General features: G+C 67.6%; 13 protein-coding genes and 1 pseudogene. 6 read left to right on the forward strand and 8 right to left on the reverse strand.

The features are described 5' to 3' along the window. Positions 1-32 precede the first annotated feature (32 nt). On the reverse strand, positions 33-407 hold the full coding sequence (locus ABZS43_RS31535) for a hypothetical protein (RefSeq protein WP_355039634.1): 375 nt from the start codon (positions 405-407) through the stop codon (positions 33-35). Positions 408-716: 309 nt separating this feature from the next. Here ABZS43_RS31535 and ABZS43_RS31540 point away from each other — a divergent pair, with 309 nt between their 5' ends. From ABZS43_RS31540 to ABZS43_RS31565, 6 genes are all read left to right on the forward strand, one after another. Continuing rightward, positions 717-1,583 carry an SDR family oxidoreductase gene (locus ABZS43_RS31540; protein ID WP_355039635.1) on the forward strand — a complete coding sequence of 289 codons (867 nt, stop codon included), beginning with the start codon at positions 717-719 and terminating at the stop codon, positions 1,581-1,583. Positions 1,584-1,585: 2 nt separating this feature from the next. After that, positions 1,586-1,828 carry a ferredoxin gene (locus ABZS43_RS31545; protein WP_355039648.1) on the forward strand — a complete coding sequence of 81 codons (243 nt, stop codon included), beginning with the start codon at positions 1,586-1,588 and terminating at the stop codon, positions 1,826-1,828. After that, a complete protein-coding gene (locus ABZS43_RS31550; RefSeq protein WP_355039636.1) occupies positions 1,825-3,057 on the forward strand; it encodes a cytochrome P450 in 1,233 nt (410 codons plus the stop codon). The genes ABZS43_RS31545 and ABZS43_RS31550 overlap by 4 nt, the downstream gene beginning before the upstream one ends. 304 nt (positions 3,058-3,361) lie before the next feature. After that, positions 3,362-3,970, forward strand: a complete 609-nt coding sequence (locus ABZS43_RS31555) for a TetR/AcrR family transcriptional regulator (protein WP_355039637.1) — start codon at positions 3,362-3,364, stop codon at positions 3,968-3,970. A gap of 251 nt (positions 3,971-4,221) precedes the next feature. After that, positions 4,222-5,010 carry a glucose 1-dehydrogenase gene (locus tag ABZS43_RS31560; RefSeq protein ID WP_355039638.1) on the forward strand — a complete coding sequence of 263 codons (789 nt, stop codon included), beginning with the start codon at positions 4,222-4,224 and terminating at the stop codon, positions 5,008-5,010. Between the two features lie 139 nt (positions 5,011-5,149). Further along, positions 5,150-5,800, forward strand: coding sequence for a TetR family transcriptional regulator (locus ABZS43_RS31565; RefSeq protein ID WP_355039639.1), 651 nt, complete (start codon positions 5,150-5,152; stop codon positions 5,798-5,800). 73 nt (positions 5,801-5,873) lie between these two features. Here ABZS43_RS31565 and ABZS43_RS31570 read toward each other — a convergent pair whose 3' ends face one another. The 7 genes and pseudogenes from ABZS43_RS31570 to ABZS43_RS31600 form a co-directional block, all read right to left on the reverse strand. Then, entirely contained in the window at positions 5,874-7,367 is a 1,494-nt protein-coding gene (locus tag ABZS43_RS31570; RefSeq protein ID WP_355039640.1) for an aldehyde dehydrogenase, read from the reverse strand. A gap of 70 nt (positions 7,368-7,437) precedes the next feature. Next, positions 7,438-7,524, reverse strand: a pseudogene (locus ABZS43_RS31575) (SDR family mycofactocin-dependent oxidoreductase); the annotation flags it as partial. 338 nt (positions 7,525-7,862) lie between these two features. Continuing rightward, complete coding sequence (locus tag ABZS43_RS31580; RefSeq protein ID WP_355039641.1) at positions 7,863-10,274, reverse strand: CoA transferase; 2,412 nt, start codon at positions 10,272-10,274, stop codon at positions 7,863-7,865. Positions 10,275-10,314: 40 nt separating this feature from the next. Beyond that, positions 10,315-11,763 (reverse strand): aldehyde dehydrogenase, encoded by a 1,449-nt coding sequence (locus tag ABZS43_RS31585; protein WP_355039642.1) that lies wholly within the window; start codon positions 11,761-11,763, stop codon positions 10,315-10,317. Positions 11,764-11,778: 15 nt separating this feature from the next. Further along, positions 11,779-12,963, reverse strand: a complete 1,185-nt coding sequence (locus ABZS43_RS31590) for a transporter (RefSeq protein ID WP_355039643.1) — start codon at positions 12,961-12,963, stop codon at positions 11,779-11,781. Beyond that, positions 12,960-13,415, reverse strand: a complete 456-nt coding sequence (locus ABZS43_RS31595; protein WP_355039644.1) for an OB-fold domain-containing protein — start codon at positions 13,413-13,415, stop codon at positions 12,960-12,962. Before ABZS43_RS31595 ends, ABZS43_RS31590 begins: the two co-directional genes overlap by 4 nt. Then, positions 13,412-13,726 (reverse strand): hypothetical protein, encoded by a 315-nt coding sequence (locus ABZS43_RS31600; protein WP_355039645.1) that lies wholly within the window; start codon positions 13,724-13,726, stop codon positions 13,412-13,414. The genes ABZS43_RS31595 and ABZS43_RS31600 overlap by 4 nt, the downstream gene beginning before the upstream one ends. Between the last annotated feature and the right edge of the window lie 173 nt (positions 13,727-13,899).

Here is a 13,899-nt window from a genome sequence, read left to right on the forward strand (position 1 = left end):
AGCCGAACGCGAGCCGCGGATCCGGTGCCGCCTCACACCGCCCACAGCCGCGCGCACGGCAGCGGCGGCATATCCGGATGGACATCGCGGTCGATGACGATCCCGAAATCGGCGCGTGCGCTCATGCGATACGCGAACGCCTCGGCCGCGGACCGATCGCACTGGAAGTCGAGTATCAGGCCGATGGATTCGCACATCACCCGTAGATGGCATCGACGCGAGTCCAGCACGTACCGGCCGAGTGCGACGAGCAACTCCAGCGCCGCGGCCCGCTGGGCACATACCGATCCCCTCCAATGGGCATGGCGCTGCATGAGTCGGTGCGCGGCCTCCACGGTGAGCGCCTCCGGTCGCGTGGCGCACTCGATATCGTTGTCCATCAACGGTTTTTGTCGATCGCGTGCCACTCGAATCACCTCACCCGTGCGCCGATGTCATGTCCGGGGCCGGGCGACCATGACCGGGTCGACACCAGGGTACTGACACGTTACAGATTGCGTCAATTGTCTCTCAGCCTCTTTCGCTGACAAATTACGATTGACGTCACTCGTCCGGTGCCGTACTTTCGAATGTGAGGCACAGCACTCTCGCCATCCGCTCGGCGATGGATACCGCCCCGGCCCGGGCGCCATCTCGGATCCGGCTGCTGCGCTTTTCCCCAGCGACGATCCGCGGGACCGGTCGCATTCAATCCCTCGACAGCGGAGTAACAACCCATGAAGCTCGAAGGCAAAGTCGCCATCATCACCGGAGCCGGATCCGGTTTCGGTCGTCAGTGTTCCCAGCTCTTCGCCTCCGAAGGCGCGAGCGTCGCGGTCGTCGACATCGATGCCGATCGCGCGGCCCAGACGGTCAAGCTGGTCGAGGAACAGGGCGGAACCGCCATCGCGCTCACCGCCGATGTCGCCGTCGAAACCCAGGTCCAGGCCGCTGTCGCGGCCACACTCGAGGAATTCGGCAAGCTCGACATCATGTTCGCCAACGCGGGCGTGGTCTCGCGCGGCGGCGTCCCCTCCGTCGCCGGGGGCGAGCAGGTCGATTTCCAGGATCTCACCGACGCCGATTGGCAGCATGTGCTCGGCGTCAATCTGAGCGGCGTCTTCTACTCCGCCAAGGCCGCCGTCCCGGCGCTGCGCGCCAACGGTGGCGGCACCATCCTCGCCACTTCCTCGGCCGCCTCGCTGGTCGCCTACCACAACATCGCGCTGTACTCGGCGACCAAGGCGGGCGTCAACGGTCTGGTGCGCGGCCTGAGCCTGGATCTCGGGCAGTACGGCATCCGCGTCAACGCGATCGCCCCCACCCACGGCATGTCGCCCAACTTCCTCATGCCCGCCGGTTCGCCGGTCGTCGGCCAGTCCTACGAACAGGTCGCGGGCCCGTGGGACTCCTCGATCTCGCCGATTCCGCTCAAGCTCGACCGGCCGCCGACACTGGTCGACAATGCCAAGGTCGCGCTGTTCCTCGCCTCGGACGACTCCGCCTACATCTCCGGACTCGTCCTGCCCTCGACCGACGGCGGCACCCTCTCCCGCGTGGGCATGTGGTTCGCCGAGGACAAGGGCTCGCCCGGAGATCTGTGACCTTGACCGACGCTCCTGCTCGTCTCGTCGTCGATCGTGGCGCCTGCGCCGGTCACGGCATGTGCTATGCGGTCGCCCCAGCGCTCGTCGAACCCGACGAGCAGGGCGATCCGGTCGTACTCGTCGACCCGATATTCGCCGAACATCTCGATGATGCCGACACCGCTGTCTCCGTCTGCCCCGAACGCGCGCTGTCGCTGACACACGCGTCGCAACTCTCCGATCTCGAGGAACAATCGCGATGACCACTGCCGCTGAAGTACCCCCCGACCTCGTCGTCGATTTCGATGTCTACGACCCCTCGCTCGCGTTCCCGGTCGACACCGTCCAGGAACGGGTCGCCGAACTCGCCGCGAAGGGCCCCGTGGTCTATTCGACCGCGCACGGCGGCCACTGGATCGTGACGCGGTACAAGGAGATCCACGAGGTCCTGCGCGACCCCGAGACGTTCTCCAGCTACCCGAACAACCTCGTGACCACGACGGCGGGATTCGGCAAATTCATTCCGATCGAGCTCGACCCGCCCGAACACACCGGCTACCGCCTCGCGCTGCAACCGCTGTTCAGCCCTACCCGCATGAAGGCGCTCGAGGACGACATCCGGGGTGTCGTCAACGAACTCATCGACGGATTCTCGGGCAAGGGTGAGGCCGAATTCATCGCCGAATTCGCCCACGAACTGCCCACCCGCGTGTTCTTGGCGCTGATGGACTGGCCGATCGAGGACGCACCGGTCTTCACCGACGCCACCGACATCATCCTCACCGGAGTCCCCGGTGCCAGTGAGGAGGAGTCCAACCAGGCGCGCGGCGAGGCCGCCTTCACAATGCTGGGCTACTTCCAGAACATGATCAACGAGCGTCGGCAGAACCCCGGCACCGATGTGACCTCGCAGCTGATCCACACCGAGTTCCAGCTCGACGGCGGCAAGCGCCTGCTGACCGACGAAGAACTCAACCGCATGTTCTTCCTGCTGTTGATCGCGGGTCTGCACACCGTCCAGGGCTCGCTCGCGTGGAGTGTCATCCATCTGGCGAACAACCCCGATCGGCGTCAGCAGATCATCGATGACGACAGCGTCATCCCGACCGCCGTCGAAGAGATCCTGCGGATCGAGGCGGCGGTGATTCCGGGCCGTAGAGCCACGCGCGCAACGGAATTGGGTGGCTTCCCGATCGGTGAGGGCGATCAGCTGATCCTGATGCTGTGCTCGGCCAACCGTGATCCCGCGGAGTTCGAGGATCCGAAGGAACTCGATCTCTACCGACTGCCCAACCGGCACCTCTCGTTCGGCGCGGGAGCGCATCGCTGCATCGGATCGCATCTGGCGCGGATCGAACTCAAGCTCGCGCTGGAGGAGATCCACCGACGCATCCCGGATTACGCCCTCGTCGAATCCGACCCCCCGGTAATGCACTCCAGCCAGGTCCGCGGATGCGCCCGGCTACCGATCGTTTTCACACCAGAACGCTGACCCAGCCAGAATCCGGAGGCGCGACGATGCACATCATCGTCGCGCCTCCTTCGATCGCGAGTGGCACCGCGCGCCCGGCCGACGAGACGTGACAGTAGTCACCCAGCGTCACGCCGTCGGCCCGGTTCCGTCCTCATCGGCGCCGGTCCGCCGCTATCCGGACAACGCGGCACCGGCGTCGCGCGGATTCCGGCGACCACGACACGACGCCCCGGCTACGTGGACGATGAACGTCCGATGTATTACGGGTATCGTCAAGTGGGCGCTGGGTCCGCAATCAATCCCGTGGAGGGCAGGACAAGACATGGCTCGACGTAACAGCAACGTGCTCAGCGGGGACGTCGAGGAAGCACGCGGGCAGATACTCGAGGCAGCGCAGTCGACCTTCCTCCATTTCGGTGTCGCGAAGACCACGATGGACGACATCGCGAAAGCCGCGGGAGTGTCACGGCCGACAATCTACCGATACTTCCGCGACCGCGACACGCTCATCGCCGAACTCATCCGGCTGCGATCCCGCAAACTCTTCGTTCGCGGCACCAAGTACGTGCTCGAACGCGCGCATTTCCGCGACCAGCTCGTCGACGGGCTCATCTATCTGGTCGACCACGGACGCAAGGATCCACTCATCCGTCTGATCGTCAGCCCGGAGCACATGGACCTCGCCGCGGCGGTGATCGGCACCTCGAAGTTGGCGAGCAGTCTCACCCTCGAGATGTGGGGGCCGGTACTCGACCAGGCCCGCGAACGCGGCGAGATGCGCGCCGACATCGACAACGAGAAGGCCTGTGAATGGCTCGGCCTGGTCCAGCTCATTCTCGTCGGCCGTTTCGACTACGACGATCCCGCCGACCCGTCGCACCGCGAGATGCTCCAGAATTTCGTGCTGCCGTCGTTCGTTCCCGCTTCCTGACTTCCGTCGCACCGCTCGGGGTAGCACCACCCGGCCGCCGAATCCGAACCCACCGTGAAATCGATTCGGCGAGTGGCCGTGTTTCGAGCACTCACACCCGGTGCGCGAGGACGTAGGCGCACCGAGTTCAGTTAAACCTTATGAGCATAGATTTACGGGCTTCTCTCCTAGTACCTTATGTTATTAGGTAATCGTGCGAACTTCTCGCACGGACCCTGATACCGAACATTCGAAGAGTGGAGCAGCCCGGTATGAGCACGACGACACGATCCGAGCCCGAATCCGTCCTCGACCTGTTCCGGCTGACCGGTTCCGTCGCGGTGGTCACCGGGGCGGGCAGCGGTCTCGGCGCCGGGTTCGCCAGGGCACTCGCGGAGGCAGGCGCGGATATCGTGGTCGCGGGCCGACGCAGGGCGAGCCTGGAATCGGCGGCGGCATCGGTCACCGAACTCGGACGCCGGTGCCTGGTCGTGCCGACCGACGTCACCGACCCGGATCAGTGCACCGCGCTCGCCGACGCGACGATCGCGGCCTTCGGACGACTGGACATACTGGTCAACAACGCGGGCGTGACTCATGCCGCACCGGCCACCAGGGAAAGACCCGAGGATTTTCGGGCCGTGATCGAGGTGAATCTGCTCGGCGCGTACTGGGCCGCGCAGGCCTGCGCCCGGGTGATGGAGGCGGGGTCGAGCATCATCAATGTCTCGAGCATGCTCGGCCTGATCACATCGGTGCTGCCGCAAGCCGCGTACGCGGCGAGCAAGGCGGGACTGATCGGCCTCACCCGAGATCTGTCGAACCAGTGGTCGGGTCGAAAGGGGATCCGGGTCAACGCGATCGCACCCGGATTCGTCGACACCGACATGATCGGCGAGATGCCCGCCGAGACGCTCGCCGAATTCCTGCGCGGCTGTCCACTGGGTCGGACCGCGACCCAACGAGAGATCGATGCCGCCGTCGTCTTTCTCGCCGCAGCGGCCTCGAGCTATATCACCGGATCCACGCTCGCCGTCGACGGCGGCACCTCCGGACACTGACCATGTCCTCGGCGAGGGACCGCTCGGCTTCCTGGCCGAGCGCGTGCCGATGATCGTCACCCCGTCCGGCAGTGACTACGATTTACCTCACCGTGCTAGGTAATCCGGCCGAGCGCGCACTGTCGACCGAAAGCGTGACATGCCTCGACCGTCGAAGCCTCTGATCAGCCGTGCCTCCACGGTCGCGGCATCCATCGAGATCATCGACTCCGAAGGACTCGATGCGTTCAGCATGCCCAGGCTCGCCAAGTACCTGGGGGTGCAAGCTCCCTCGCTCTATCACCATTTCGCCGACAAGTCGGAGATCCTCGCCGCGGTGGCCCGCCAGATCGCCGGGGCCGGTCCCATGCCACGACGGCGCCCCGGTCCCGACTGGCCGGAATTTTTCGTGACATTGGGACTCAACCTGCGCAAGTCGATCCTGCGCCACCGCAATGCCGCTCCGATTCTCATGCGCTATCTCCCCCGGGATCTGCTCATCGGCACCTACGAGGAGACCGCGCAGTTCCTGGAGGAATCGGGGGTGCCCGTTCATCTACACGTGCAGATCCTCGACGGCATGGAGCGGTTGACGATCGGCGCCGCGCTCACCGAGGCGATGCGCCCGACCGGCACCCGGGCGATCTTCCCCAATGTGGATCGCGAATTGCAGCCGACGCTGGCCCGCGCGATCAGCGCGAACAAACTCACCTCGAAACAACTGTTCGAGGAGATGATTCGCAGTTTCCTCCACGGTGTGATGCGCGAGGTACCCGAAAGTGCCTCCGAGGCAGCCGAACTCACGGTCTGATACCGCTCGGGCGACGCGCGGATGCCCCCGGAGAATCTTCTCCGGGGGCATCAGGACGACACCGCGCGAGCGTTTACTGCGCGGGGGCGGGCATGTGCACGGTCTTGATCTCGAAGAACTCCTCCAGTCCCTCCACACCGCCCTCGCGGCCGAGGCCGGACTGCTTGTATCCGCCGAACGGCAGGGTGAAGTCGATGACCGAGCCGTTGACGCTGATGGTCCCGGTCCTGATGCGCTGCGCGAGTGCGTAACCTCGCTCCAGGTCCTCGGTGTATACCGCGCCGGACAGGCCGTAGATGGAATCGTTGGCGATCGCGACGGCGTCGTCCTCGTCCTCGTAGGTGATCACCGAGATGACCGGTCCGAAGACCTCTTCCTGCGCGACCCGCATATCGTTGCGCACGCCGTCGATAAGGGTCGGGGCGACGAAGTAGCCGTGGTCGAGCCCATCGGGGCGACCGCCGCCGACCACGACGGTCGCGCCTTCGGCCTCGGCCGCGGCGATATAGCCGAGCACGCGCTCGACGTGGCGCTCGCCCGCCAGCGGGCCGAGGAAATTGGTCGGCTCCCACGGATTCCCGATCGGCAGCGCCGAGTAGGCCGCCGTCAGCGCCGCGACCACTTCGTCGTGCCGCTGACGTGAGACGAGCACCCTGGTCAGCGCGATGCACGCCTGTCCCGATTGCAGGCAGCCGCCCATCGGCAGTGACTGCAACACGTGGTTCAGGTCGGCGTCGTCGAGGATGATGGCCGCCGATTTACCGCCGAGTTCCAGCGAGACACGGGCGATCCGCTCGCTGGCCAGCGCGGCGATGCGCCTGCCCGCCGCGGTAGAACCGGTGAAGGTGATGTGGTCGACGTCCGGGTTGGTGACCAGCGTCTCCGACACCTCGCGGTCGGCGATCAGAACGCTGACCACCCCCTCGGGGATGCGGCCCTCGTCGACGAGTTCGGCGATGATGTCGGCGAATACCGCGGGTGAAAGCGGCGCGTCCGGAGCGCCCTTGAGAACGACCGAGCAGCCGGCGGCCAGTGCGGGAGCGACCTTGAAGGAGATGGTTCCCACCGGGCCGTTCCACGGGATGATCGCCGCGACGACACCGTTGGGCTCCTTCAGGATTCGTGAGATGCCGCCGTCGGCGCGGGTGCGATCCTCGCGGAGCTCGAAGGTGCGGGCTTCCGCGGCGACCGCGCGGAACAGGCCCGCGGTCATCTGCTGGGTGGGCCCGCTGACGGCGACCGGGATACCGACCTCGAGTACGCCGATGGTGGTCAATTCCTCGACCCGTTGTTCGAGTCGGTTCGCGATCTCGTCGAGTACATCGGCGCGCTCGGCCATGGTCTTGGCGGCCCACACGCCCGCGTCGAAGGAGGCGCGAGCGGCGGCGACCGCCTTCGCGACGTCCTGCGTGGTCGCGCTGCGAATCCCGGCCGCCCGCTGCTCGCTCCACGGGTCGATCAGGTCGATCCACTCCTCGCCGCTCGAGTCGACCCATCGACCGCCGATGAAGACCTGCTCACGGTCGGCGACCCGGGGTGCGGCAGAGGTGATTTCGGTACTGCTCATGTTTCGGCCCTTCTCAGCGGTTGTGGTAGTCGGCGTCGACGGGCATGGCGCTGCCGGTGACGTAACGGGCTTCGTCGGCCAATCGGATCGCGTGCGAACGCCCCCGTCCCCGCGCCGCTCCCGTGATGAAGGCGACCTCGCCATCGACTCGTCCCATGCGTGTTCCTCTCGCTGGTTCATCTACTCCTCCCGGCGGCGCTGTGCGTGAGCGCATGGCCGCGGCGGGGGGCTTTCCGGAGCGAGGGGCGGGTGCCGTACGGCATCTCTCGCGCTCCGGCTTTCACGCCTCGACCGTTCTGTGAGGCGGACCACTCGACCCTATAGCAGTGATGTGCGTCTCGTCAACAAATTACAAAAATCGTTTGTTGTCATTTGTTGATCGTCAGCGAAGGTACGGGCGAACGGCGCACCGGCACGCGGCACCGCACGGTGCGCACGCCGGATCAGACTGTGGGGTAACCATTTCGGTCAGGATCGGACACCACCCGACCGGGCCTACCCCCTCGCCACCGCCGTGTGCCGGGCAGGATCGTCGGCCGGTGGCTGCAGCACCCCGGCGCGCACCAGTTCATCGATCTCCTCGACCCCCATGCCGAGCAGATCCGCACAGATCGACCGGGTCTGCTCGCCCGCGACCGGGGCGGGCCTCGTCGGTGGGTCCGCGATCTCGGCGAAGCCCGCCGCCCGCGCGGTGGCGGGTAGTCCCGCCCGCAGCAATCGGTGCTCGACGGTCGTGTAGGTGCCGCGCGCGACCAGATGCGGGTCGTCGAGCAGTTGCGGCAGCCGCAGCATCGCACCGGCGGGCACACCGGCCGCCTGCAGCGCCGCCGACGCGGTGAGTGGATCGCGCTCGCGTAACCAGGCGGCGACGACGGCATCGACCTCGGCCCGGTGGGCGATACGCCCCGCCGCCGTGGCCAACCGCGCATCGGTGGCCAGGTCCGCACGATCGAGCACACCGCACAGCGCGGTCCAGTGGTGGTCCTCACCGACGGTGACCACACACCACTCGTCCTCGCCCGCGCAGGCGTACACGCCGCTGGGCGCGGCGTACGGGTCGACGTTCCCGGTCGCGGTCGCCGCGCCGGGGCGCATTCCCTCGGTCACCAGGTGCACGCCGAGCTGCACCAGTGCCGTATCCGCTTGCGCGACCTCCAGATTCGCGCCGCGCCCGGTTCGTGTCCGTCCGATCAGCGCGGCGAGCACGGCGGTCGCCGTGATGTGCGCGGCGATGTGATCGGGGTAGACGGTGGAGCCGTCGCACAGCAGTTCGGCGTTGTCGGGGTAGCGCCACAACGCCGAGACGCCGCAGGACGCGCGCACCAGCGGCCCGTAGCCGAGCCGCGTGCGCCACGGGCCCGAGCCGCCGAAGGCACTGGATTCGGAGACGACGATCCCCGGATTGATCCGCGCGAGTGTCTCGTAGGACAGCCCCATCGAGGCCAGGGTGCCCGGCTTGAAATTCGCCAGCACCACATCGGCGTTCTCGACCAGGCGGCGAAAGATCGCGGCTCCCCCGGCGCTGCGCAGGTCGAGGCCGAGGCTGCGCTTGTTGCGGTGGCCCCACGCCACCGACGCCGCGAGCGCCGCGCCGCGTTTGGACTGACGCAATCCATCGGGGAAATTCGCGTTCTCGATCTTGATGACATCTGCCCCGTAGTCCGCGAACTGGCGACTCAGTTCGGCGCCGAACACGATGACGCCGAGATCGAGCACGCGCAGTCCGGCCAGCGGCGCGGCATCCGGATTCCGGTCACCCGAGGCGACCGCCCGCGCGGACACCGGCACCGAATCATTGTGTTCGCCGAGTTCGGGTGCCCTGCTACGGAATCCGGCACGATCACCGTCGACCGAGACGTATCCGGACGGCACCCGCGCCCGGCGGCCCGGGGCGATTTCCGCGTCGACGAGTGCTCCCGAGACGGCGAAATGCTCGGCCTCGAGCACCTCGGCCAACGTGTGCACGCCACCGACCGGGACACCGCGCCGCGCACCTTCCTCCACCAGTTCCCGTTGGGTGTGCTCGGCGAACAGGTGCTCGATCAGCGGATGCAGGGTGGTGGCGGCGGCGAACCGGGCCGGAATCGTGTCGTATTTCGGATCGGCGAATTCCGTTGGCTCTCCGAGCCATTCGAACATGCCGCGCCACTGGCGCCGGGCCAGCAGGCAGATGCGGACGTGTCCGTCCTTACACGGGAACACCGGGTAGAAATCGGCGGCGTCGGGCCGGTCGCGTGGGAAGTCCTCCGAACGGCCCGCCGCCGCGGACCCCTGGGTGCCGAAGCCCGGGTCGAATCCGTGCACCATCGCTTCGAACGCGGACAGGTCGACCGTCTCCCCCCGGCCGGTGCGCAAGCGACGGTAGTAGGCGAGCAGCGCGGCCCACGCGGCGTACGCCCCGACCGTCTCCTCGACCAGGCCGGACGGTGGCAGCAAGGGTTCGGCGCCGGGAGCGCCCGATCGTGACAACACCCCCGACAACGCGTACAGCACCTGCTCACTCGCGGCCCAGTCCCGATAGGGGCCGGTCTGCCCGAAGCCGGTGATCGAAACCCACACCAGCGCGGGCGCGACGGCACGGGTCTCCGCCGCGCCGACGCCGCGGCCGTCGAGTTCGCCCGGCCCGAACGATTCGACGACGATATCCGCGTCGGCGGCCAGTTCCCGGAACCTGTCTCGGCCCTCGTCGTGATCGAGGTCGAGCGTGATACCGAGTTTGTTGGCATTGCGCAACGCGAACGGAATGCTGACCCCGTCGACGACGGGTTGCGCGGCGCGAGAGCGTGATCCGGCCGGTAGCTCCACCCTGATCACCTCGGCCCCCAGCTCGGCGAGGTACCGGCCGCAGGATTCGCCGAGGCCATCGGTCAGGTCGAGGACGCGGATCCCGTTCAGCGGAAGTGCCATCATCTGCTCCGTGTGATCTGTGCGGTGGTTCTGTTCGGGCTCAGCGGGTTCGGAAGTAGATGGACTTCGCGCTGTAGTAGGGCGCGATTCCCTCCGGGCCGAGTTCGCGGCCGAGCCCGGACGCCTTGACGCCACCGAATGGCGCGGCCAGGTCGAGCGCGTAGTGGTTGACGCCGACGGTTCCGCTGTGAATCCGGTCGGCGAGCGCAAGTCCGCGCTCCTCGTCGGTGGTCCACACGGTGCCGCCGAGGCCGTATTCGGAGTCGTTGGCGATCGCCACGGCCTCGTCTTCGTCGCCGTATTCGGTGATCGTCAGCACCGGGCCGAAGATCTCCTCCCGCGCGATGCGCGCCGAATTGTCGACTCCCGCGAAGACGGTGGGTTCGACGTACCAGCCGAGGGTCTGGTCGGCGGGCGCGCCGCCGCCGGTCGTGACGCGGTACCCCGCGGCGCGTCCGGCCTCGATGTAGCCGAGGACCCGATCCCGTTGCGCGGCGCTGACCAGCGGCCCGATCTGGGTCGCCCGGTCGAGCGGGTCACCGATCACCAGGGCGCGCACGGTCTCGGTCACCAGCTCGACCACCTGCGAGTACAGCGCGCGTGGCGCGAGGATCCTGGTGCCCGCGTGGCAGGTCTGGCCGTTGTTCACCAGCGACACCTCGAGCAGGTTCGCGGCGAACAGCTCGAGGTCGGCGTCGACGGTCACGAGGGACGCCGATTTACCGCCGAGTTCGAGCGTCACCGGACGCAGCAGCCGACCGCACACTTCGCCGATGGCACGGCCCGCGGGCGTGGAGCCGGTGAAGGCCACCTTGTGCACGCCGGGGTGCCGCACCAGGTAGGCGCCGGCCTCACGGCTGCCCGGCACCACGTTTAGCACACCGGCCGGCAGTCCCGCCTCGATCGCGGCATCGGCGAAAACATAAGCGTCCAGCGATGTTTCGGGCGAGGGCTTGAGCACCACGGTGCACCCGGCCGCCAGCGCAGGGGCGATCTTCATCGCGGCCAGGGACTGCGGGTAGTTCCAGGGCGTGATCGCGGCGACCACCCCGACCGGCTCTCGGCGAACCACGGTGCGGCCGCCGAACGCGCTCGGGCGGATATCCGACTCCTCGGCCCGGCGGACCAGGTCCGCGTAGTACTTGACCATGAGACCGGGCGCGTACCCGTTGACTCCGATCGACAGCGTGATCGGCATGCCGTTCTCGCGGCTGGCCAGGGCGGCGGTCTGCTTGGCCCGCGCGTTGAGCGCGGCGGCGAACCGGTCCAGATGATCGGCGCGTCGCGCGGGCGACAGCGCTCGCCAGGATCCGAGCGCACGCCCCGCCGCCGCGACGGCGGCATCGATATCGGCGGTGCTCGCCATCGCGGCACCGCCGAGCACCTTCTCGGTGGCAGCCTCGATGACGTCGAACCCGTCGGCGAGTTCCGGGGCCGTCCACGCGCCGCCGATGAACAGTTCGGGCCGGTCGAGGGTGTTGGTGTGCATATCAGTCCTTGGCTGTCAGAGGGTGTCTTCGTGGCCGAACAGCGTCGAGCTGACCAGCGGCGCCATCGGCCCGCCGATGAACAGCGAGGTCCGCGCCCCCGGTACGGGATTGGTCGAGGTACCGCGGATCTGGCGCACGGCCTCGACCGCGAGGCCCATGCCGTTGACGAACGAGTCGGCGATATTGCCGCCGCTGGTGTTGACCGGCAGTTTTCCGATTCCGGCTGTGAGGTTGTCGACGGTGAGCACTTCGCCCGCGGCGGGACCGGTCGGAGCCAGCCCGTGATCGATCAGCGCCGCGACAGCGGGACCGCTGAAGTTCTCGTACACCTGCACGACGTCGACATCGTCGGGTCCAAGGCCCGCGCCCGCCCAGAGCCGGTCGGCGACGCCGGAACGGCCGGGGCGCGCGGCGAATCCGGCGGACGTGTAGAGGTCGTCGTTGTCGATGATCGACGAATAGCCGCCCGGTGCGCCCTGGGCTCCCGACAGCAGGTAGGCCGCGTCCGGTCGCATACTCTTGGCGCGTTCGGCGGAGACCAGGACCAGCGCGACCGCGCCGTCGCTCTCCCGCGAGCAGTCGAAGAGGTGGAACGGCTCGGTGATCAGCCGCGAGGCCTCGTAGGTCGCCTCGTCCAACGGCTTGCCGTAGCCCGCGGCCGTCGGATTGTTCTGGGCGTGCCGGTAGGCGGCGAGCACCAGCGCGCGCATCGCCTCGCGCGGCACGCCGTCGTGCTCGAGCAGCCGCTGGGTCCGCAGCGCGCATACCTGGGCGGGCGAGCCGACGCCGTGCGCGAGATAGTGCGGCCCGTAGAAGTACTTCGCGTAGCCGAGGCGTCCGGTGTCCTCCTGCGCCATCGACCGGAACACCACGACCGTCTCGGCCTGCCCGGTCGCGATCGCCACCGCGGCGTTGTTGATCGCGGCCGCGACCGCACCACCGCCACCGCCCCACATCATGTTCGACCAGCGCACTTCCTCGACCATCAACGCACCGCCGAGGATCGCGCCGTCGTGGCCGCCGCCCGCGTAGGAGACGAACCCGTCCAGTTCGCGCGGCGAGATACCCGCGTCGGTACAGGCCGCGACGATCGCCTCCAGCGTCATCCGCAACTCACCGTGCGGGGATTGGCCGCGCCGGTAGTGCAGTTCGCAGACGCCGACGACCGCGGCGGCCCCGCGTAGGCGAGCCGTACTCATTCCTGTACTCCTCGGGTCTCGGTCCGACGCCAACGCAGCAGCGGCCACGTCGCGCCCTCGTCGAGTTCGATATGTCCGGCCACCGCATCGCCGATGCGCACCCGATCGGTGTCCGCGCCGGTGAGGATGCCGAGCACCCTGCGGTTTCCGGCGTTCGGCAGCGCGACCAGGACCGTCACGTACGGAACCCGGTCGGCGAGTTCGGTGATGAACGGGTAGTGGCTGCGCGACCAGCTGTAGACGATGCCGACGGGGTCGACCGGCTCCCACCCGGGGTCGAAGGTGTGACAGTTCCCGCAGATCCACTGCGGGCCCCAGATCCATGCACGACACCGCGCGCACCGCTGCAGTCGAAGTTCACCGGCGCGCAGACCGTCCCAGTACGGCTGATCGAGGCCATCGGCCGCCGGTCCCCACGGGAGTTCGAGCACGGCGACCGGATCGTCGCTCATGCCGAGGTTCCGGTGGCCGGAAAGTTCTCGAGTCGCGCGGCTTTCCATTGCCCGTCGCGCAATTCCCAGATGGACCGGAGCCCGATCACACCATCGGGGGTCGCGTAGACGGTTTCACCGATTCCGAGGTCGCCCTCGGCGCGTACATCCTTGATCTCGAAACCGTCGACCGCGGCGCGCGGGACGGTCACTCCGTCGAACACGGTGGCGAGATTCTCCTGGACCATGTCGGCCAGCGCGGCTTTCATATCGCCGGACACCACATGACCGACGTGCCGCTCGTACACCTCGCGGAAGTCCTCTGCGGACATGTCGAAACTCCTTCTTCCCGACGCGTGCAGCGGCGTCCACCGCTCGCGAATCGATCGAAATTAACCTTATGTCATTAGGTTATTTCGAGCAATGCCCCACGGCGGGTGGGCGGGTTCATGCGGTCGTCGCAACACTCTCGATTGAGAGGTTGCGACGAGCGAGTCGGTGGGAG

The sequence above is a fragment of the Nocardia sp. NPDC005366 genome (assembly GCF_040606855.1).
GTDB lineage: Bacteria > Actinomycetota > Actinomycetes > Mycobacteriales > Mycobacteriaceae > Nocardia.

What these genes read in the sequence shown, in the direction of transcription:
- ABZS43_RS31580 (WP_355039641.1), bottom strand. Translation starts at nt 10,274, where the DNA reads ATGGCACTTCCGCTGAACGGGATCCGCGTCCTCGACCTGACCGATGGC.
- ABZS43_RS31550 (WP_355039636.1), top strand. Translation starts at nt 1,825, where the DNA reads ATGACCACTGCCGCTGAAGTACCCCCCGACCTCGTCGTCGATTTCGAT.
- ABZS43_RS31590 (WP_355039643.1), bottom strand. Translation starts at nt 12,963, where the DNA reads ATGAGTACGGCTCGCCTACGCGGGGCCGCCGCGGTCGTCGGCGTCTGC.
- ABZS43_RS31555 (WP_355039637.1), top strand. Translation starts at nt 3,362, where the DNA reads ATGGCTCGACGTAACAGCAACGTGCTCAGCGGGGACGTCGAGGAAGCA.
- ABZS43_RS31585 (WP_355039642.1), bottom strand. Translation starts at nt 11,763, where the DNA reads ATGCACACCAACACCCTCGACCGGCCCGAACTGTTCATCGGCGGCGCG.
- ABZS43_RS31540 (WP_355039635.1), top strand. Translation starts at nt 717, where the DNA reads ATGAAGCTCGAAGGCAAAGTCGCCATCATCACCGGAGCCGGATCCGGT.
- ABZS43_RS31595 (WP_355039644.1), bottom strand. Translation starts at nt 13,415, where the DNA reads ATGAGCGACGATCCGGTCGCCGTGCTCGAACTCCCGTGGGGACCGGCG.
- ABZS43_RS31565 (WP_355039639.1), top strand. Translation starts at nt 5,150, where the DNA reads ATGCCTCGACCGTCGAAGCCTCTGATCAGCCGTGCCTCCACGGTCGCG.
- ABZS43_RS31570 (WP_355039640.1), bottom strand. Translation starts at nt 7,367, where the DNA reads ATGAGCAGTACCGAAATCACCTCTGCCGCACCCCGGGTCGCCGACCGT.
- ABZS43_RS31600 (WP_355039645.1), bottom strand. Translation starts at nt 13,726, where the DNA reads ATGTCCGCAGAGGACTTCCGCGAGGTGTACGAGCGGCACGTCGGTCAT.
- ABZS43_RS31560 (WP_355039638.1), top strand. Translation starts at nt 4,222, where the DNA reads ATGAGCACGACGACACGATCCGAGCCCGAATCCGTCCTCGACCTGTTC.